Origin of the sequence: Neorhodopirellula pilleata, assembly GCF_007859915.1 — a bacterium.
Lineage (GTDB): Bacteria > Planctomycetota > Planctomycetia > Pirellulales > Pirellulaceae > Rhodopirellula > Rhodopirellula pilleata.
Window position 1 is genome coordinate 326,174 of record NZ_SJPM01000006.1, and the last position, 19,165, is coordinate 345,338.

14 protein-coding genes and 1 tRNA gene are annotated in these 19,165 nt (G+C 56.1%); 3 read left to right on the top strand and 12 right to left on the bottom strand.

From position 1 onward, the window contains the following. The first annotated feature begins 115 nt into the window (after window positions 1–115). Window positions 116–1,474, top strand: coding sequence for a S1C family serine protease (locus tag Pla100_RS16120; RefSeq protein WP_231603123.1), 1,359 nt, complete (start codon window positions 116–118; stop codon window positions 1,472–1,474). Here the strand turns inward: Pla100_RS16120 and Pla100_RS16125 are convergent. From Pla100_RS16125 to Pla100_RS16145, 5 genes are all read right to left on the bottom strand, one after another. Continuing rightward, window positions 1,471–2,598: an ABC transporter permease gene (locus Pla100_RS16125; protein ID WP_231603124.1), complete on the bottom strand. Its 1,128-nt coding sequence runs from the start codon at window positions 2,596–2,598 to the stop codon at window positions 1,471–1,473. The two genes, Pla100_RS16120 and Pla100_RS16125, sit on opposite strands and share 4 nt — an antisense overlap. Before the next feature lie 127 nt (window positions 2,599–2,725). After that, on the bottom strand, window positions 2,726–3,526 hold the full coding sequence (locus Pla100_RS16130; protein WP_146578713.1) for an inositol monophosphatase family protein: 801 nt from the start codon (window positions 3,524–3,526) through the stop codon (window positions 2,726–2,728). A gap of 14 nt (window positions 3,527–3,540) precedes the next feature. Beyond that, a complete protein-coding gene (locus Pla100_RS16135) occupies window positions 3,541–4,659 on the bottom strand; it encodes a serine/threonine-protein kinase (protein WP_146578714.1) in 1,119 nt (372 codons plus the stop codon). A gap of 194 nt (window positions 4,660–4,853) precedes the next feature. After that, window positions 4,854–5,858 (bottom strand): RluA family pseudouridine synthase, encoded by a 1,005-nt coding sequence (locus Pla100_RS16140; protein WP_146578836.1) that lies wholly within the window; start codon window positions 5,856–5,858, stop codon window positions 4,854–4,856. A gap of 134 nt (window positions 5,859–5,992) precedes the next feature. Continuing rightward, window positions 5,993–7,135, bottom strand: a complete 1,143-nt coding sequence (locus Pla100_RS16145) for a tetratricopeptide repeat protein (protein WP_197167986.1) — start codon at window positions 7,133–7,135, stop codon at window positions 5,993–5,995. 225 nt (window positions 7,136–7,360) lie between these two features. Here Pla100_RS16145 and Pla100_RS16150 point away from each other — a divergent pair. Further along, a tRNA-Ala gene (locus Pla100_RS16150) sits at window positions 7,361–7,433 on the top strand. An 84-nt stretch (window positions 7,434–7,517) separates the two neighbouring features. Then, complete coding sequence (locus tag Pla100_RS16155) at window positions 7,518–7,799, top strand: hypothetical protein (protein ID WP_146578715.1); 282 nt, start codon at window positions 7,518–7,520, stop codon at window positions 7,797–7,799. Window positions 7,800–7,896: 97 nt separating this feature from the next. Here Pla100_RS16155 and Pla100_RS16160 read toward each other — a convergent pair whose 3' ends face one another. The 7 genes from Pla100_RS16160 to Pla100_RS16190 all read right to left on the bottom strand — a co-directional run bounded on the left by Pla100_RS16160 (window position 7,897) and on the right by Pla100_RS16190 (window position 19,081). Further along, window positions 7,897–10,251, bottom strand: a complete 2,355-nt coding sequence (locus tag Pla100_RS16160; RefSeq protein WP_146578716.1) for an arylsulfatase — start codon at window positions 10,249–10,251, stop codon at window positions 7,897–7,899. 9 nt (window positions 10,252–10,260) lie between these two features. Continuing rightward, window positions 10,261–12,576, bottom strand: a complete 2,316-nt coding sequence (locus tag Pla100_RS16165; RefSeq protein WP_146578717.1) for an arylsulfatase — start codon at window positions 12,574–12,576, stop codon at window positions 10,261–10,263. Between the two features lie 52 nt (window positions 12,577–12,628). Next, window positions 12,629–13,009, bottom strand: a complete 381-nt coding sequence (locus tag Pla100_RS16170) for a hypothetical protein (protein ID WP_146578718.1) — start codon at window positions 13,007–13,009, stop codon at window positions 12,629–12,631. A gap of 696 nt (window positions 13,010–13,705) precedes the next feature. Beyond that, window positions 13,706–14,392 (bottom strand): rhombosortase, encoded by a 687-nt coding sequence (rrtA, locus tag Pla100_RS16175; RefSeq protein WP_146578719.1) that lies wholly within the window; start codon window positions 14,390–14,392, stop codon window positions 13,706–13,708. Further along, window positions 14,389–16,686 (bottom strand): VIT domain-containing protein, encoded by a 2,298-nt coding sequence (locus Pla100_RS16180; protein WP_146578720.1) that lies wholly within the window; start codon window positions 16,684–16,686, stop codon window positions 14,389–14,391. Before Pla100_RS16180 ends, rrtA begins: the two co-directional genes overlap by 4 nt. A 464-nt stretch (window positions 16,687–17,150) precedes the next feature. Then, on the bottom strand, window positions 17,151–18,263 hold the full coding sequence (locus tag Pla100_RS16185; RefSeq protein ID WP_146578721.1) for a hypothetical protein: 1,113 nt from the start codon (window positions 18,261–18,263) through the stop codon (window positions 17,151–17,153). A gap of 203 nt (window positions 18,264–18,466) precedes the next feature. Continuing rightward, window positions 18,467–19,081, bottom strand: a complete 615-nt coding sequence (locus Pla100_RS16190) for a hypothetical protein (protein ID WP_146578722.1) — start codon at window positions 19,079–19,081, stop codon at window positions 18,467–18,469. Between the last annotated feature and the right edge of the window lie 84 nt (window positions 19,082–19,165).

Below are 19,165 nucleotides of genomic sequence, written 5' to 3' on the forward strand. Positions count from 1 at the left end.
CAATTGCCGAACAATCGGACCGATGTTCGGCCTATCACTCAGGTCCGATTATTCGTTTTCTGTCAGTCAATTGTTGCCGTCAATCGCAGCCAAAGCTGGCCCGTCGGGTAGGTCGATGCGTAATATCAGTCGTCCAGACTCCGGTGGTGAGTCAGGGTCAAACTTGATGGGAAGGGTCTCGATGGCGGGCTGGAAACAAACTCAATGTCTTTGCATCTCTCCGTGGTCGGGGTTGATCGCGATCGCGTTTGGCACCGCGCTAAGCGTGATCGCGATCCAACCCGTCGCGGGCCAGGAAACCACTCCGTTGGGGGCTAGTCTCCCATCGAGCAGCCTTAGCACTCGGGCGCAGATCGACACTCAGCGAGAACGCCTGTTCAATGAACTCGCCGAAGAGTTCTCTCAGTTCGATCGTCTGGGCAACCTCGTTCGCCGCGTCTCGCAACTTGTCAAACCAAGTGTGATCCACATCGAAGCGCACAAAGTCCAGGGCAAAGGTGCGTCGGTCGAATCTTACGACGAAGCCGGCAGCGGCGTCGTGCTGGAGATCGCCGGCGATGCCTGGGTACTGACCAACCGCCACGTCATCCACGGCGCGGCGATCGATCAGATCGTCATGCGAACTTGTGACGGACGGAAATGGGTCCCCGAGCGGATTCTGAAGGATCCCAGCACCGACGTGGCCGTGATGAAACTCGCTCCATCGCCCGCCTCGACCCGCGAGCGGGGAATGCGACCGCTGCCATCACTACAACCGGTTTCATTGCCGCCGGCGGCCCGCTTGGCCGACAGCGACCAGGTGCAAATTGGCGATTTTGTGATCGCGATCGGAAGCCCGTTCGGACTCAGCCATTCGGTAACGTTCGGAATTATGAGCGCAAAGGGTCGGCGCGATCTTTCGCTCGGCGAAGAACGAATCGACCTGCAAGACTTCTTTCAAACCGATGCGGCGATCAACCCGGGCAACAGCGGCGGGCCGCTGTTGAATTTGCGTGGCGAAGTCATCGGACTCAACACCGCCATCGCTAGCAGCAGTGGCGGCAGTGAAGGCATCGGATTCGCCATCCCGATCAACATGGCCGCCCGTGTCGCCGAAGAATTGATCCTTCATGGCAAACTTCGTCGCGGGTATTTGGGCGTGACATTGGACCCTGAATTCGCCGCCGCCGAATTGACATCTTACCCGGGCCAATACGCGTCGATGAAAATGAGTGTCGACACGACGGATCTCGATACGGGTGACCTGAAGTTGGGTGGAGCGCGGGTGAAGAACGTTCGCGCCGGATCGCCCGCCGAAACGGCGCGGTTGCAAACCGGCGATATCGTCTTGCAATTCGACGGACACATGATCGAAGACGACGACCATCTCGTCGCCCGCGTCGGCATGGCGCCCACCGAACAACCGATCCCCATGGTGATCCTGCGCGACGGCAAACGCTATCGCACCGAAGTCACGCTATCGCAAATGCCCTAGTGCCGTAGGGCCTCGGCAGGCGACAGTTTCGAGGCGGCGAAGGCGGGTAGCAATCCGCCGAGAAATCCGACGACGATCGCGATCAGCATGCCTTGCATGACCACGCCAAATCGAATGTGGCCTTCGATCAATCCGTTGACCGCCGGCATGTGGGTTAAGAAATTCACCAACACGAATGCGATCGCGATGCCGATGAGCGCACCAAGAATGCTCAATAAAATCGACTCCAACAAAACCATCGACACGATTCGTTTCCGCGTCCAACCGATCGCGCGCAGCAACCCGATCTCGAGCGTTCGTTCTTGAATCGACATGAACATCGTGTTCAAGACCCCGACGCTTCCGATCACGGTGGCAACCGCGGACGTCAACCAAGCCATCGCGACGGCGAGCTGAATCTCCGATAACGATTCGACGTGCTCACGCGTAGGTCGTACTTTGACTTCCGATTCCATCGCTTCGACTTCGGCGGCGATCCGATCGAGCAACACTTCGTCGCTCGCGTCACGGGTCACAATGCTGAAGCCGGACACCTCGCCTTCGCGACCCATCAAACGTTGCAACTCACCTACGGATACGACGAGCGATCCGTTTTGCAAGACGTTGAAACTCTCAAAAATGCCGACGATCTCGTATTCCTCTTCCTCGACGATCTCGAGCATGTCACCGACTTTCTTGCCGAGCGTTTCGGCCAACGTGACGCCGACCATCACCGCCTGTCCGTCGGCTTTTAATAAACGCCGGCCTTCGATCGGCTCCATCGCTTCAAAGACCTGCGTCTCCGGTTTCAATCCGCTGACCGGAACGACGTACAAGCCGACGTCGGCAAACGAAACCACATCGGCCAGTCCGGGGATGACGTCGACGACGCCGTCGAGTTCCATGATCCGATCGCCGAGCGTTTCGTCGAGCGTGCTGGTTAAACGTCGCGCGCTTCCCGAGCGAACGACTAACAAATCCACCCCCGCGCCCTGATAGAAATCCATGAACGTGTCCTTGAACCCGTTGGCGATTCCGACGAGCGACACGACGGCGCACACGGCAAGCGCTACCGCGACAAGAGTCAGACCGCTGCGAAGCGGCCGACGCATCACGTTTCGAAACGTCATCGTGGCGAATTGCATGTTTCAATCCCTGAGAGGTGGTTCATCATCTGTGATTTCGGATTCGCCGTCTGGTATCGATTTACAGGGTAGTGGATCTTGTTAAAGATCCACTACGACTAACCGCAACGTCGCTTTGCCGATCGGCCTACGATTGACCGAGCTGCTCGACCATCGCTTCTTGAAGCTCCGGCGTGCCGCTGACACAAAACTTCGGTTTCCAATCATCGAACACTTCGCCATTGTATCCCGTTAAGGTCGCTCCCGCTTCGCGAACGATGACGGTGCCAGCGGCTGAATCCCACGGCGCAACGTTGGTCGCCCAGTAAGCATCCAGCCGTCCGTCGGCGACGTAGCACATGTTGAGCGCACACGATCCGAGTCGGCGCAGCGAACGACACCGTTCCAGGATCCGAACGAACCGGCCGACTTCCGGTGAATCCGCCGTTACACCGGCTCGGAAACTGCACGCGATCAGGCCTTGATCCAGGTCCGTGCAATCGCTGGCTTTGATCACTCGGTCATTGCATTTGGCACCCATTCCGTCGACGGCGGTAAACCATTCGTCGCGGGTGGGATCGTAAATCACGCCCAAACGCATCTTGCCTCGGGCGTACAAAGCGATCGAGACGGCGAAACTCTGCAGCCGGTGAACGTAGTTGACCGTTCCGTCGAGCGGATCGACGACCCAGCACGGCGGCGCGTCGTCATCGCCGGCAAGAACTGCGGGGGGCGGATCGTTCTCGCCCTCCTCCTCACCCACGAAAGCGTAATTCGGGTAAGACGATTCCAAAACGCGGCGGATGGCCGCTTGGGACGCGAGGTCCGCGTCGGTGACAAGATCTTTGGGGGCTTTCTCTTGAACGACCCGGTGGTCCCAACGTGCCATCAGTTCGTCCGCGCCGGCACGGGCCGCTTCGATCGCGACGCGAAGGTGTTCTTGATCCATCGCTTGATTTTCGTTCAGTCGTTCTCGAGGTGTCGCAGCTCTTCGAGCCACAATCGAATGTCGTTGTCGTACTCGGTCGACATATTACTGAGAATCAACTGCCGATGGAACGCCGCTGCGCCCTGCTCGACGTGTTCGGCTTCCTCGGCGCTAACGAATCGGCGGGTCGGGTCGGGCGCGATCAAGCCTCTCAAAAAATTCATCAGCAACTGATTGCACAACACCTCTTCAGGCAAGATGCGATCAAGCTGGCTGGGCAATTCCCACTTCGCCTTCAAAAAGTCTGCCAAACTCGAAAGACCCGAAAACGGATTCACTCCGGCGAGCAATTCGATCAAGACATAACCCAAACTGGCCAGATCGCTGCGCGGCGACGCCGGCCGGTTTTCCAGCACCTCAGGTGCGGCGTACAACGGTGTGCATTCCCGCTCATTGGGCGGATTGTGGTAGTCGATCGACGAACCCATGTCGATCAGTTTCGCGTGACCGCTGCGTTTGAGCATGATGTTGGCTGGCTTGACGTCGCCGTGGACGATGCCTTCACGGTGCAACGCCGCAAGCGCCGCCAAGCATTCCCGCACGATCGCGACAGCGACACCAGCCTTAAACCGCGATTGCTCGAACCCTTCGGTCATGATGACTTCGTTGATGTATCGCCATCGTTTGGGATGCACGTAGCCACGCAGCAGTTCAAGACACTTCGGCATCACCAATTGCCGAAGATCGTAGCCGTCGATCCACTCCATCATCATCACGCGGATGCGATCGCGTTCAAAGAAGTTTTGGACATCCAGCAGATTGTCGTGCTGGATCATCGCCACCCTGGCCGCAATCGACGCGACCCGCTGCATCGCTTCGTCGTAAGCCTTGGAGTCCTTAAATCGCTCCGGCGAGAAAATTTTGACCGCTACAGGAACGGTGAAATTGTCCGTGCCGCGATATTCCGTGAGGTATACCTCGCCCTGGCCGCCCCGGCCGAGCATCCGCAACAAACGATAATGTCCGGTCCACGAGACTTTGCGGTTGCGAGTCAGCTCGTCGTAACGGGCGACCAACTTGGGATCGCTCGTTTGCGAGGTCGAGCCGAGGTAGGTCACCGTCGGGGAAGGTTCGAATCGGGTGGTCGCTGGCATGAATTCAGACCGTTTGTGGCGGCTTCCTTGTCACCGTTTTTGCCCCGAAATCATTTCAGCATCGACGCGTCGATTTGGCAAGTTGGTACGACGAGTCACTTCGGGAGAAATGTGCGTGTGGATGAGTGTCTGTGCGATGAGGCACACGCGGAGAGCTTAGTATAACCGAACGGACAAAAAAAACGAACGAATGTTCATTCGGTTTCGCCAGAACGATTCAATAAATCAATCACACGCCGTAAATCGTCGGGTAAAGGTGCGTGAAAGGTCATTTCGGCATTCGTTTGCGGATTAACGATCGTCAGCTCCGCCGCGTGCAGCGCCTGGCGGTCCAAAATCACTTCGCCGAGTTGCCCGGTCGTCCAAACCCCACGATGGGTGGCGTCCAAGCCGGCGGCGCGGATCAATTCGCCCCGAGTCAGCGTCGCGTGGCCTGCGTAAAGTCGGTCGCACAGGATCGGGCATCCGATGTGTGCCATGTGGACACGGATTTGGTGCGTGCGGCCCGTCTTGGGCGCCACGTCGACGCGGGTCACCCGACCATACCGCTCTTGAACCTCGTAGAAAGTTGAGGCGGGTTTGCTCGATTCGTGGTTCTCGCGGACGGCCTGTTTGTCTCGCTGATAGGGGTGCCTTCCCAACGGCACGTTGATCCAATCCCGGTCGCGGTCGAGACGACCGGCGGTAATCGCGATATACTTTTTGGCGACTTCGCGGTCGTGCCACTGGGCCGCCAAATGCAGGTGAACGGCGTTGTTCTTGGCAACGACGATCACGCCGCTGGTGTCCCGATCGAGCCGGTGGACGATGCCCGGTCGTGTCGGACCGTTGACGTCCGAGAGCGATTGAAATCGAAACGCGAGGGCGCTCGTCAGCGTCCCCGACCAATTCCCTCGAGCGGGGTGAACGACCATCCCGGCCGGCTTATTGACTACGACCAAGCCGTCGTCTTCGTAAAGAATGTCCAGTGGGATGTTCTCGGGAATCGTGTCATCGCTCGACGGTTCGGGCAACCGAAACCGGACGATTTGGCCCGAGCGGACCTTGAAACTCGGCCGAACGATCCGCCCGTCGACCTCCCCGCCGTCTTCTTGGACCGCCAAACGAATCTGGGAACGAGAATATCCGTCACAGCATTGGGTTAGGAACAGATCAATCCGTAACCCATCGGCCGAATCAGGAACGACGAACTGCCGGATCGGCTGGCCGTTGAACTCACCCGACGACTCAAGCGGATTAGCCGGCAGACGACCATACTTTCCAACAGCCACCGACTCACTTGAGTCCTCAGCGGCCCCTTGCTCGTGCCCGTGCTCGAATTCAGACGACGCGTTCAAGATCCCGACGGTTCAGCATCCGCAGTCGGAGTTTCGGTGCCCGGCGTCTCGGCTGCTGGAGTCTCCGTCTTGGGGGATTCCGCTGGAGACTCGGCCGGCTTGGCATCACCGGCTTTTTCGGTGACTTCCTTGACGGCTTCCTTGGGTTCTTCCTTCGATGGCGCGGCCTTCTCAGGTTCGCTAGGCTTCTCTGGCTCGCTAGATTTCTCAGGAGCCTTGTCGCCATCGGATTCCTTGGCGGGTTCGGATTCCTTGGCGGGCTCAGGCTCCTTGGCTGGCTCAGGTTCCTTCGCAGGTTCGTTGAGTTCCATTGCTGGCGCGGCCGGTTCGCTTCCAACCGGTTCGCTTCCAACGGGTTCTTCCTCCCCGTCGGCTTTTTGGGCAGCTTCCTCGGAAGTCATCTCTTTTCCAGTCGTCTCAGACTTTTCAGCGGTGTCCGTTTCCTCGACATCGGAGAAATCCAAATCGGGGAGATCAGGAAGCGTACCGGCACCGGGCAGCGACGGAGGCAACGCGGGATCGGCCGGTGAGAAATCTTGTTCGCCGAACCAAACCAGGAATTCCTGGGTTTTTGGTTGGGAGAGCGTTTCGATCCGCTGCTTGGCTTCCTCGACCATGGCACTGGATTCGCCGACGGTGATGGCGGCCTCGTAGTTCTCGATCGCCTCGTCAACGTTCCCCAGGGATTCGGCGATCCGGGCCAAACCGAAGTAGGCGCGAGACTGGATCACGCTGTCCTTGCTCATCTTTAACGCTTCGCTAAACGCCCCTCGGGCTTCGCCGAGCAATTCTTCGGCTTCGTCTCGGCTGGTGAACAAAGCGTTGATGCCAACGCCCATTTTCGAACTGCCCTGATAAAGCCGCGACCAAGCGGCTGCGGGGGTTTCGGAGTACTGAGCGGCCACGGTGGCGAGCGTTTCGCTGTCGTTGCTGATCGACGCGTCGATCAACTGCAACGTCGCATCACTGCGGCGATCCGATTGGGTGCCGCTGTAGAAACCCCAACCGAGCATCCCAACGAAGGCGACCGCGACCGCAACAGCGATGGGTTTGGAATACGGATCGATCGACTGGTTCACTTTGCCCAGGGCGGAGGCCAGTTCGTTGGACTCCAATTCGTGTCGTCGTTCGTTGCTCATCGGGAAATCGGTCCAAGCCGTTAGAGAATACAGTCCATCGTCGATCGAAGCCCAGGAGTATAGAAACGATTCGATCGGAGCGTCAAGGTATTCCTGATCGCATCGACTCGCATCCGTTACGCTAATCGCAGCCCGAAACGCCAAACGTGAGCCCCCCGAGCACTCGAAATCGTTCTCTGCTCGGCTGGACCGAGCCGTTTGAGAGGATTAACATGATCCGAAAACGGGGTTGTAGCTCAGTTGGGAGAGCGCTGCGTTCGCAATGCAGAGGTCGAGAGTTCAAGTCTCTTCAGCTCCACTCGGGAAAACGTTGCTTTTTCTGTCATCGTCGGGATCACTGAATCGTCAAATCAAATGATGGCCGAACCGGAAACGGCGGGAAGTGGTTTTCACGTCCGAGCAGTGGGCCACGCTCAAGGAACACGCCAGCGGTGCGATCATTCCACTGCTCGATATCCCGTGGGCAACCGGCTGCCGCCCCAAAGAAGCGAGGACGCTGGAAGCAAGGCATATTCATGACGACTTGGCTATCTTCCCGCCGAACGAATCCAATGGCGAAACCCACTCACGCGTGATTTTCATGACCTCGGCAGCGAAAGCTCTCGTGACTCGCTCGGTCTCTGAGCTGGCGGGTGGACCAACCGCTGCTATGGTAACCGTCTGAGTCGAAGTTCGGCCGCTCTATCAATCACGAGATACCCGGCGCAAGGACTTGTGGCGTCTGCCTAAATGAGACTTTTGCCGCGAGTAAGCCTATTTGTTTACTTTAGTGAGACTTCGACCCTTCCGATCTTTCCATCAAACTTGAATGGGCGCCGTTCGAAGTAATCTCGCGACACGGTCGAACCGAGATCGATACCGACGTCGAAACTTTCGCTGGCAGTGAACGCAGCGGGAACAGTCATCTTTGCTGTGGTTCGAGCGACTTCCTTGCCATCGACGCTGAGTACGATTTCGGCGGGCGCGCCGGGCTTCGGGGCCTTGAGTACGGTCTCAACGACGATCGTATGTGTACCGGGAGCGATCATTTCCACCGACTTCGCGATCGAGCGGTCGATGATCATGAGATTGTATTCAAACATCAGATGACCTTTGTCCAAGTAACAAGTGAGTCCGCCGCCGGAGCCGCCCATCGCGTAAAGCACGCCACTGGCCTCCGTCCCGCACTCGAGGTTGATGGTCACGGTGTTGTTATGGTTGCCCAACGCAGGCGCTGTGAACTCCGGCATGCGAGTGGTGGTGTCGTCAAAAATCCAACTTGTGTAGGGCGACTTAATCCGGTCTTCGGGATGAATGCGCAGCCAAATACCAGCTCCAATTGGGAAGACATTGTTTTCTTTCGCTTGTACCAAAAAGAGCTTCTTCATCTCCTCGACTTTTTCCGGATACTCTTTTGCGAGGTCGTGCATCTGTGAAAAGTCTTTCGTGAGATCGTAAAGTTCCCACACGGCCTTTGAGGAATCCCACTTGTCGAGTCCGGGCTGCGCATTCAGCCAGGGACTGAGCGGTCCGAAAGTGCAGGCGTACCAACCATCCTTGTAAATGCCGTCGCTGCCGTTGTTGTCGAAATACTGGACCTGCTTGTTCTCCGGCGCTTTCGGGTCGGAAAAGCTGGCGGCCATGCTGACGCCGTCGATGGGATCCTGTGGGAACCCGTTCACTTCCTGTGGGGCCTTGATGCCGATTACGTCGTACAGCGTCGGAACGATGTCGTTGACATGATAGAACTGGGAACGCGGTGTCTTGTCTGCCTTGATCTGCTTTGGCCAGGAAACGACAAGCGGGTTGCGTGTACCGCCGAAATGAGCGGCGACAAGCTTGGTAGAACGGAACGGCGTGCTACCAGCCCAAGCCCAGCTTGCGTGATAGATATTGTCGGTCAATGGGCCGCCCAACGCTTTCAGTCCGCCTAGCTCGTCAAGCGATTTGATTTGCTGGGCGATGGTATTGGGGATCTGGTTCTGTGCGAGGAGTTCGCTGATCGAGCCGTTCTGACCTTCGGCCGAAGAGCCGTTGTCGCCCCAGAGATAGAGGATGATCGTGTTGTCGCGCTGACCAGACGAATCGAGGAAGTCGACCAACTTACCGACTTGGGCATCGGTGTGTTCGCAGAATCCGGCATAGAGTTCCATCAGACGAATTTGGAAGTCACGTTCCGATTCAGGGATGTCTGACCAGGCGGGCATCGTCGCGTCGCGCGGCGTGAGTTCGGTGTTGGCGGGAATCCAGCCGAGCGTTTTCTGACGGGCGAAGACCTCCTCACGCAACTTGTCCCAGCCCTGATTGAACTTGCCCTTGTATTTGTCAGCCCAGGATGCGGTGATATGGTGTGGGCCGTGAACGCCGCCGGGTGCCCAGTACATCAGGAACGGTTTGTCAGGGGAGAAAGCACGATGCTTCTTTAGCCAAGTACTCCCTTGGTCCGCCATGTCTTCGGTAAGGTGATAGTTCTCATCGTGCGGCGGCTCGATGGCGGTCGTGTTTTCTATAAGTCGCGGTTCCCACTGCGATGTTTCACCGGCCAGGAAGCCGTAGAAATATTCGAAGCCGTATCCGGTGGGCCAGTAGGTGAACGGCCCCATCGCCGTGGTCTGGTCGGCTGGAGTATTGTGCCATTTGCCGAAGGCCGATGTCTTGTAACCGTAGTTCTTCAAAACCTCAGCCACCGTCGCGGCGGTCTTCGGCATGGTGCCGGTGTAGCCGTCCCAATCCACAGCACGCTCGGCGATGGCACCACTCCCTACTCGCTGGTGATTGCGCCCGGTGAGCAATGCGGCGCGGGTCGGGGAACAAATCGAAGTTGTATGGAAGCGGTTGTAACTAATTCCCTCGTTCGCGAGCCTCGAGAGCGTAGGCGTGTGAGCAAAGCCGCCGAAGGTGTCCGGCACGCCAAAGCCCGCATCGTCAATCAACACGATCAGCACGTTAGGCGCGCCTTTGGGCAAGCGGTCCGGCTCTACGCGACGTTTATGGACAGACTCCTGCAATGTTGGCCCAGCAATACTTGCCGACGGTGCAGCAGGAAAAGGAAGCACCGAACCATCGTCTTGCGCTGATGCGATGGTAGCGGTGGCAAAACAGCACAATGCGACGAGCAACGTAAGAATAGTTTTCATCAATGGTCTCTACTTCTTTAGATATTTGATATGCGTCGCACCGATCGTGCCGTTGAACTCAAATGGCGATAGATCGAAGTAGTCGAGCGAGACGGGAGAATCCAGATCCGTACCGATGTCAAAGGTCGCATTCGAGGTGAAGTGCAACGACATGGCGGCGGGTACCCGGCCTTGCGCGACCATATCGCCATTCACCTTGAGCATGACATCCATAGGCCCGCCGATTTTGCTTGCTAGTTTTGATTCGACGTCAATCTGTACTTTGCCAAGGGGCAGTTTGTCCTTGGACTTGAGCTTGGTACGTTGAATCTCGAAAAGGTTGAACTCGTAGCACAAGTAGCCGTCCTTCACGTAGCAAGTGATGCCGCCGGAAAAGCCGGCCAGCGCATAGAGCACACCGTTCGCTTTTTCGGGCACGTCGACTTCCATACTCACCAGACTGTCTTGCTTGCCGAGCTTGGGCGCAGCGGACTCCGGCATCCGAGTGATGGGAAAATCGAAGGTCCATTCTGTGAGAGCGGAGGCGGGCGCATCCTCGGGATGGAACATGGCGGTGGACCACAAGCCGCCACCGATCGGCAAATTCTTGTTCTTTGTGGATTCGAGCAAGAACAGAAGTTTCAGCTCTTCAAGTTTCTTGGGATTCGTGGCAGCAAGATCGTTTGCCTGGCTCCAGTCTTCGTCAAGGTTATACAGCTCCCACTTGTCTGTCAGCGGCGACCATTCCTTGATGCCCTTCGGTATTCCGCCCACCCACGGTTCACGCGGGCCGGGGGCGCTTGCGAACCAGCCGTCATGATAAATGCCGCGGCTGGCCATGATGTCGAAGAACTGGGTCTTGCGCGTTCCCGGGGCTTTGGCATCGCCCATCGCATAGACCATGCTGACCCCGTCGATCGAATCCTGCTCGAACCCGTTCACGACTTTCGGTAGCTTGATCTTCGTCAATTCGTAAATCGTCGGCACGATGTCGATGACGTGATGGAACTGCGGCCGCGCCGTCGGATCCGCCTTGATGCGTTGTGGCCATGAGACGGCCATCGGCTGGCGTGTGCCGCCAAAGTGGGCTCCGACAAGCTTGGTGGATTTGTAGGGCGTGCTGCCTGCCCATGCCCAGGCAGCGTGATACATATTGTCGGTCTTCGGTCCACCGAGTGCATCAAGCCCACCAAGTTCCTCCAGTGCATCGAGGTGTTGTGAGATCTTCGTTGGGATCCCGTTCTGCGCGAGTTGCTCGCTGATAGTGCCATACAGGCCTTCCGCTGAAGAGCCGTTGTCGCCCCAAATGTAGAAGATGAGGGTGTTATCCAGTTTGCCTTGGCGTTCGATCTCATCAATGACACGGCCCGCGTTGTAGTCCGCGTGCTCAGTAAAGCCAGCAAAGACTTCCATCAATCGACGCTGAAAGGGTTTTTCATTTTCAGGAATCGAATCCCACGAGGCCATCGAAACGGGACGCGGTGTAAGCTGTGCGGTCTGAGGAATCCAACCCTTGGCCTTCGCGTTGGCGAAGACCCGTTCTCGATACTTGTCCCAGCCGTCGTCGAACTTGCCCTTGTACTTGTCGGCCCACTCCTTCATCACCTGATGCGGACCGTGCGATGCGCCAGGTGCCCAATACATAAAAAACGGTTTGTCGGGGGCGTAGGCCTTCTGTTCGCGCAGCCAGGTGATCGCATCCTGCGCGATGTCATCCGTGAGGTGGTAGCCCTTAGGAAAATGCTCGGTGACAGGTAATGTGTTGCGGGTCAGCGTCGGTTCATACTGTGATGCCTCGCCCGCGAGGAAACCATAGAAATACTCAAAGCCATAGCCGGTGGGCCAATAGTCGAACGGTCCTTTGGACGTGATTTGCTCTTCCGGAGTGTTGTGCCATTTACCCCAGGCACCCGTGTTATAGCCATAGTTCTTAAGCACTTCGGCGACGGTTGCGGATGACTTTGGTATCACGCCACTAAACCCGTCGAAGTCGTTGGCGATCGCCGCGATCTGACCATTGCCGACACGAGTGTGATTGCGACCGGTCAGCAGTGCCGCTCGTGTGGGTGAGCACATGGCTGTGGAGTGGAAACGATTGAACGAGACACCCAACCCAGCGACACGACCGAGTGTCGGAGTATTGATTTCACCTCCATAGGTCGATGGCGTGGCTGGGCCAACATCGTCCATAAGAATGATGAGAATATTCGGCGAGCAATCGGCCAGTCGCTTCGGCTCGATTCGCTTCTTATAGGTCGAGTCTTGGATTGTCAGTCCAGGAGACGACGCGGATGGAGTCGGCGGAAACGGCAGGATTTCCTGTGCGACTACTACCGAAGCAAGCATTGTGCAAAACGAAAAAACGAAGATACTTATACGCGTGCTTAATTGCATTTGATCACTTACTGCCTGGGGCTGTGCCTCGCATGAGGGCTTCCATCGCTTGGTCAATTGTGAAGCTGGCTGGTTTCTGTCGAGGAGGGAAGTCTTTAAATGTCATCAGCGTTTTGCCTACGATGTTTTGGACTGGTACCGCGATGAACGCGCGACGGTACCACCAGTCTACATAGCCCATCCCTTCTTGCGCTCGTTCAAAAGGGTCCACTTCAAGGTCGAATAATATCGGTGCGAGTAAAGTGGTAGCCGTGCAGTTCTGTTGATCATAGTAGGACATGAACTGTCCGCCTTCACGGGCAAGGCGATCAATACTCGGCGTGTCATATCCCATCATGCCTTGGTGATAAGCACTGAGGTTATAGATACCGATGTCGTCGCCCATGATGACGAGGATGTTAGGCTTCCTGGCCAGCTGAGCCTGTGCGGTAGGGGGCAGCGGTGATGGCAGTTGCCACCATCAGCATGGATTGGAGAAGTCGCTGTGCTCGCATCTTGTTTTTGCTTATTGATGTTCAACTTAGTGGCGTCCATTTAGACTGAGCCAGTTGAGGACTCATGCTGAGAATAACCCTGAGTGTACACCAGTTTCGGAACTCAAGCGTCCCGCCGGCAAAACTGAGCTACCCACCAGTTCGTTGAGCTAAGCCAAAATTCCATCGATGTCTCAAACCGAAGCCATTTTCACGAATCTATTCGGTGCTCCGGTGGCCAAAAAGAATGGCACGTGGTCATTCCCTAAGTCCTGCCAGGATCGGACGTTTCGCTTCGTGGCGGTGAGACGTCGGTTTGAATGATTGGCTATTTGATCTCGACCAACAGGACCAGTACGCCCGGATCGTGCCGACCATCCTTGAAAACGCAAAGGATCCGAAGGCTGCAAAGTTCAAGGCGGAACAAGCTCGTCAAGTAGTTTTGGGCAAACAAGCGATACAGATGGGTTCGCATGCCCGCGCGGTGGATGGATGGACTTACCAAGCCGCGATATCGTTGATCGCAAAAATGCGGTTGAGAACTCGTTACTGCGACGTCTTCATATCTTCCTGGTCATGTTACGACAAATAGATCCGCAAAGTAATTCTTATCGTTTCAGCCGCCGAACGTAGATCGCGATACTCGCAAACATGACACCGAATGTGGCCCCTGCTAGGTGCGATTGAACCAATGGTTGGAAACCGTTGGCATCGACAAATAGGATCTCGCCGGTCGCACATTCAAACACCAACTTGCCGATCAAGATGGTCCCCGCTGCGATCCATAGAATTGCAAAGAGTCGATCTCGGCTCGCTCGACTTTGGCGGATCTGATCGACGATAAACCAAACACACAGTCCTGTGTCGATCCCACTCAACCCTCGGTACGCGGATACGTGGGAGCACGTTGCGAGGACGGTGGCCGAGATACCTAGCGACATGACGATGACCGAAACGCCAAACAACCGGGGATGTTGATGCTCGCAAACCGCACCCAACACCGCGAACATCAACAAATCCCAAAACAAGTGGTCGCCACCGTAGTGGGTCAGGTGCCCGGTGATCAGTCGCCACCACTGCCCCGACGCGACGGAAGCAAAATCAAGTTGCAACGTGGAGGTCAGACTGGGGGAGATGAACGCGGCCAAGGCAATCATCGACAAAAATAACGTCAAGGGAACGCGATGGAGTCCGGCGTTGCCCCAGAGGTTGATGACGCTGCGCCATCCTTCGTTGTCTGCCGATGGCAGTACTTCGGATGAGGGCACCGTCACCGTCGTTGCGTTGATACTCATTTCGAGTGCTCCGCCGCGCGGCGACCATTTCGACGTCGCATCATGGCCGCCACCGCAGCACCGAGGGAGCCCAAAGCGGTGAACGGGCCGATCGGACCGCCGCCACCGGAACCACCGGAGTAGTTTCCAGTTCCGGCAGTCGGACTCGGCGACGTTGACGACGGGCCGGCCGCGCCGGGCACAACAGGCGGTGCCATATCCGCTTGCGTTTGCGACGTAGCAGTCGGTGCGACCCTTGACGAACCCGCAGCCGAAGATGCTCGTCCGGCTGCATGCTCGGTCATTCCTTCAGGCATCAATACCGGGACCGATTGGGTCAGCAATGGACCTTGGGGTGCCTCGGTCAGTTCCTTTTCCACGGCGATGAACGAAGTGTACTGGGTCATCAGTTGATGCTTGAGCCCCAACTCGGTGATCTCTTGACGTCCTTGAGCGGTCTCTTGTCCGACGTCTCGATTCCAAATTTGGCGAATTCGTTGACGAGCCCAAACGGTGCCGATGGAATCGTGAGCGGATTCTTGCTCGGGAAGTTCCAGTTCCAGTCCCATCTGGACGCTTTGTCCTGAAACATTGCCTTTCAGGGTAACGGTCCCGGTAGCGGATTGTTGGTAACGTCCCAAGACGATCAGTGGTTTTCCCGCATAAAGATCCGGCAGTCGAGAAGGAATCTGATCTTTGATAACCAGTCCTCCCCAATCGATCTGTAAATCGGTCATGTAGGGTTGATTAGTCAGTTCATTGAAACGTCGAGCGATCTCGGGCGCGTTATCGTGGTTGGTGACTTGCATGGAGAATCCACGTCCCATTTCGGCGGCGCGGCTGATTAGATAATCATTGGGCGCCGCACCGAACGCGATCGGAAAGACGCGAGCGTCTTGGAACTCTGGCTTTTGTAGGTATCCAAGAATGGAATGATCGTTGCCCACCAGTGCGTCGGTCATCAAGATCAAATAACGTGGGTGAGCCGATTCACCGTTGCGAGCCGATTCACCACCGTCTTCGGGAAGTGCCAATCGGAGCGCCGAAAGCAACTCGGTTCCGCCGCCAGCACGCAGACCGCGAACGAACTGTTTGCCGGCAACGACGTTCGCGTCGTCGGCGATGATCGGCCCGGACCGAAACGCGGTCGGGCGATTGTTGAAGGAGATGATTCGGAACTCATCTTGTGGATTCAAGTGATCCAGCACGTGATCGGCGAACAAACGCAATTGGCTGATCGCCGAACCGTTCATCGAACCGCTTGTATCAAGAACCAAGACGACTTCTCGAGGGGTGATTTCGGTCGGCTCGATCGACCACTTCGGTTGCAGAGCCAACATCACGTAGCCGTCGGCCTCGGCCGTTCGGCGATGGACCAAAGACGCCAAAGTGCTCTCTTGACCTGCCAAGCGATACTCCACGATGAAGTCTTGGTCGGCGATCGTGGATTGGTTCTTTAGGGTGACGATCGCGTGCGTTTGGGACGGCTGTTGAATGTCCAGTTCATGAGTGACGGGAACGATTTGCTGGATCGGCATGGCGGCGTCGATCTTGACGGAGACGAACACGTCGTTGCCGTTTCGCATTCCTTCGGGAAGCATGGCGGGCGTGATCCGTGAAGCGTCGGGAACTTGGTCGGTATCGGTCGCCCATCCGCGGCCGACGTTCGGACGGGTGACGGGATTTCCAGGGATGTAGCGCGGCCCGACGACCATCGGAAAACGAAAAACGTAGCGGTCCTCGTCGATTTCGAGCGGTTGAACGTATTCGATGTTCACGGTCACCTCGCCGCTCGGTGGAATGTTGGCTACCGATTGCGAGAACACGTTGGCGCGTTCTTGTTCCAACAGAGCGGCTTTCCGGCCGGATTGTTTGGCGTGTTCGTATTCCTGGCGAGCTTCGTCTTTTCGTTTGACCTCACCGACGATCACGCGTTCGCCGATTTGGAAGGAATATCGATCGACGGCTGAGTTCTCCGGCAGCGGAAACACATACAAGGCTTCCAGACGCTCGGGGTAGGGATTGGCAAAAACTTGCGAAACGCGGACCCGAGCGATGACGCCCGAAATCTCGGTTTCCACCCGTGTTTCTTTCAGGGTGAAACAAGGGTTGGCTGCAGGCATCCGGGTCTGAATCGGCTCCAAGTCGTCTTCGTCGATCCGCATTTGACCTTGAGTCACCGGCAGTCCGCCGAGCACGGTGTAACCGGCCTGTGAAAAAGCGGAAAAGACGAAGATTGAAGCGACCGCGACGAGGGATGAGATCCGAGGAAACGTTCGCCAATGGCGACGAGGATCTGAATATTGAGCGATCATGAGAGTGGGCTCCGGGATAGGTACTGGGAAGTGGCTCTTTCAAAAGAGCCTGTACCTTTAATCGCAAAGCGCCGATTCGTTGTGTTATTCTGTGCTTGGTGAGAACCTGCATTCAGAGATCGAGTCGGTCACCATAACCTCTGAGTGATTAATGCATCGGAACCTTGTTTGACTTGAGATCAGCATGAATCGTTTCGTGACTTTGCCAATGCGATTTCAGCTTTTGCAAGGTAGCGCAGTCGTCTATAACGGACACTCAGGCATTGAGAGGCAAGATAGAAACCCGACCGTGGTGGATTCTGTGCGTCGAGTCAAGACATGTCACAACGCTGCAAGGTGACGCCGCTTCTTGCCCATCAGTGCGTTAGCATCGCGGGAACACTAAGTGGTGGCGACTTTCAGTCGCCAAACCCTGAAACGTCGACTGAAAGTCGACGCCACGTTAAGAATCCAGCACTTATTGTTCACGCGATGCTTAGCACTCGTTTTGCGGGCCGAACGACTTGGTTGCCGAATTGCCGCTGAGTTTCAAGGTCTAAACGCTGCATCGGATCATGCGGGTTTTCGTGTTCGAGAATACTCAGCATCAAACCCTTCCGCGTGGCCTCGTAGTAGACGCATTCTTGCAAAAATTGTTCGTCGAAACCGTAGTGCGGAAAAGCGATTCGCCGACGTCGCTCGCTCGCCATTGGCCAAGGGACTTTCCGGTTGATTCTGTCGGAATACGTTGAAATCGGATCACCTTGGTCGCTCCCGAAACTGGGCTCGCCCAAAAAATTACACCAGCGATCCTCACAAAGAACGCACAGAGTTGTGTAGCCGACCATCGCACGCTGCCATCCGCAATTGAAGATCGCGTGAGTGCGAATCGGGCGAACAGCGAACCTATTTCCGAGGATGAATGTGAACGTGCCTTCGTTGGTGGTTTGATGCACTTGTCGAGCAAGAGCGGATTTCGGATGCGATCGCAATTGTCGCCAACGCTGGTGTACCGCGCGTCGCATCCCGACATCCAGATCCTGCACGTAAACGTACTCGTACCGTTGATCATCCATCGCCAAGTATCTCCAACATGATCCAGGCGCGAAACCAACTGAAGGAGACTTCATGACATAGGCTTGAATCCCATTGGCACCTAAGGCCTTTCCGACATCACGCATGTTGCTGGGTAGACAAACGCGGATGTCAAAATGTTCGGGCGGTTGTTCCAAGAAGGGGCGAACGTAAGCCTCATAGATCGTTTGATTTCGTTTTCGCTTGGCCCCTCGCAACACATGAATTTTCCGTAAATCGGCAAAATCGAGTGGCCGCGTGTACTCGCTTTCTGGATACTGCTCCATCATCTGATAGTTAGACGGAGCATAGAAGAGCGACGAAGTGATCAGCCGACGTTTCTGAGGACTGGGACCGAATATTTCATCCACTTCGTAGAAGTTTCGAATCGACCATCGCTTACGTCCTGTCTTTGCAAGATGAGCGTCGGCAAGCACGACCAAATCGGCCATCCCATCAAGTAGGTTTTCAGGATACCATGCGCTTTGTGCAAAGATCGTACGCTCTTCTGTCAACTGAATCATCGGTCGACCTGCCATTGAATTGCCAACTTGACGGACACGGGGTAGACGTTCATGAACCGGGCTGCAAATACGAAACGGACGTTCGTCTTATTGCAATAGGATCTTAAACCGCCGTTCGTGTCCGTCAATCCACCCAGCATGGACCATGAATAGAATCATTCCTATTCACCGTTTTGCTACGATCGGTTTGCAACCTTTTCGCGCTAACCCGCACCGGCACAAATAGCGATCAATCCTAGGCCGATGAATATAACCAAGATGGCCACGAAAACCCAAACCACGACGGATGTCTTATACTGAATCTGCGGTGTGTTGGCGACGACTTGTCGGTACTCCGGCGAACACACGTACCGGCCTTTTTTGGAGAAGCAAAGGAACAGAATATACGCCGAGATCAGCGTACCGACGGGGATCCCAATGAGTCCGGGAATGGCGAAGACGCCGATGGCGATTCGAGCCCAATTCTCTAAACGACGGATTCCCCTGGCAACAAAGATCTGCCCGATCCCGATTGCCAAATAAACGAATAAAACGAAGACTGCAACGATCGGAAACCCCTGTTGTTGCATGCCGCCGAGCAGAAACCCGATCAGAGTTAAAAAACTAAGTGGGATGATAATCGCCGCACCCAAATAGGATAGCAATCCGATACCTTTGAGTGACGTCTCGTGGCTGAGAAAACGATTGCGTGTCACGATGTCATTTGAGGTCGCCGAACCTTCGAGATCGACGGGATGGGACAGCGTTGTCGCAGGCGATTCGTAGGGATTGACCGGGCTTTGGCTTGCAGCAACCGGTGACTTCCCGGAGATTCTCAACCGATTCGAACATTGCGAGCAGACAACGATCTCACCGGCGTCCGATTTCTCGACGAGCATAGTCTGGCCGCACGGGCACCGGAT

What these genes read in the sequence shown, in the direction of transcription:
- Pla100_RS16165 (WP_146578717.1), bottom strand. Translation starts at nt 12,576, where the DNA reads ATGCTTGCTTCGGTAGTAGTCGCACAGGAAATCCTGCCGTTTCCGCCG.
- Pla100_RS16130 (WP_146578713.1), bottom strand. Translation starts at nt 3,526, where the DNA reads ATGGATCAAGAACACCTTCGCGTCGCGATCGAAGCGGCCCGTGCCGGC.
- Pla100_RS16185 (WP_146578721.1), bottom strand. Translation starts at nt 18,263, where the DNA reads ATGATTCAGTTGACAGAAGAGCGTACGATCTTTGCACAAAGCGCATGG.
- Pla100_RS16180 (WP_146578720.1), bottom strand. Translation starts at nt 16,686, where the DNA reads ATGATCGCTCAATATTCAGATCCTCGTCGCCATTGGCGAACGTTTCCT.
- rrtA (WP_146578719.1), bottom strand. Translation starts at nt 14,392, where the DNA reads ATGAGTATCAACGCAACGACGGTGACGGTGCCCTCATCCGAAGTACTG.
- Pla100_RS16120 (WP_231603123.1), top strand. Translation starts at nt 116, where the DNA reads ATGCGTAATATCAGTCGTCCAGACTCCGGTGGTGAGTCAGGGTCAAAC.
- Pla100_RS16125 (WP_231603124.1), bottom strand. Translation starts at nt 2,598, where the DNA reads ATGCAATTCGCCACGATGACGTTTCGAAACGTGATGCGTCGGCCGCTT.
- Pla100_RS16135 (WP_146578714.1), bottom strand. Translation starts at nt 4,659, where the DNA reads ATGCCAGCGACCACCCGATTCGAACCTTCCCCGACGGTGACCTACCTC.
- Pla100_RS16145 (WP_197167986.1), bottom strand. Translation starts at nt 7,135, where the DNA reads ATGAGCAACGAACGACGACACGAATTGGAGTCCAACGAACTGGCCTCC.
- Pla100_RS16160 (WP_146578716.1), bottom strand. Translation starts at nt 10,251, where the DNA reads ATGAAAACTATTCTTACGTTGCTCGTCGCATTGTGCTGTTTTGCCACC.
- Pla100_RS16170 (WP_146578718.1), bottom strand. Translation starts at nt 13,009, where the DNA reads ATGGGCGACGACATCGGTATCTATAACCTCAGTGCTTATCACCAAGGC.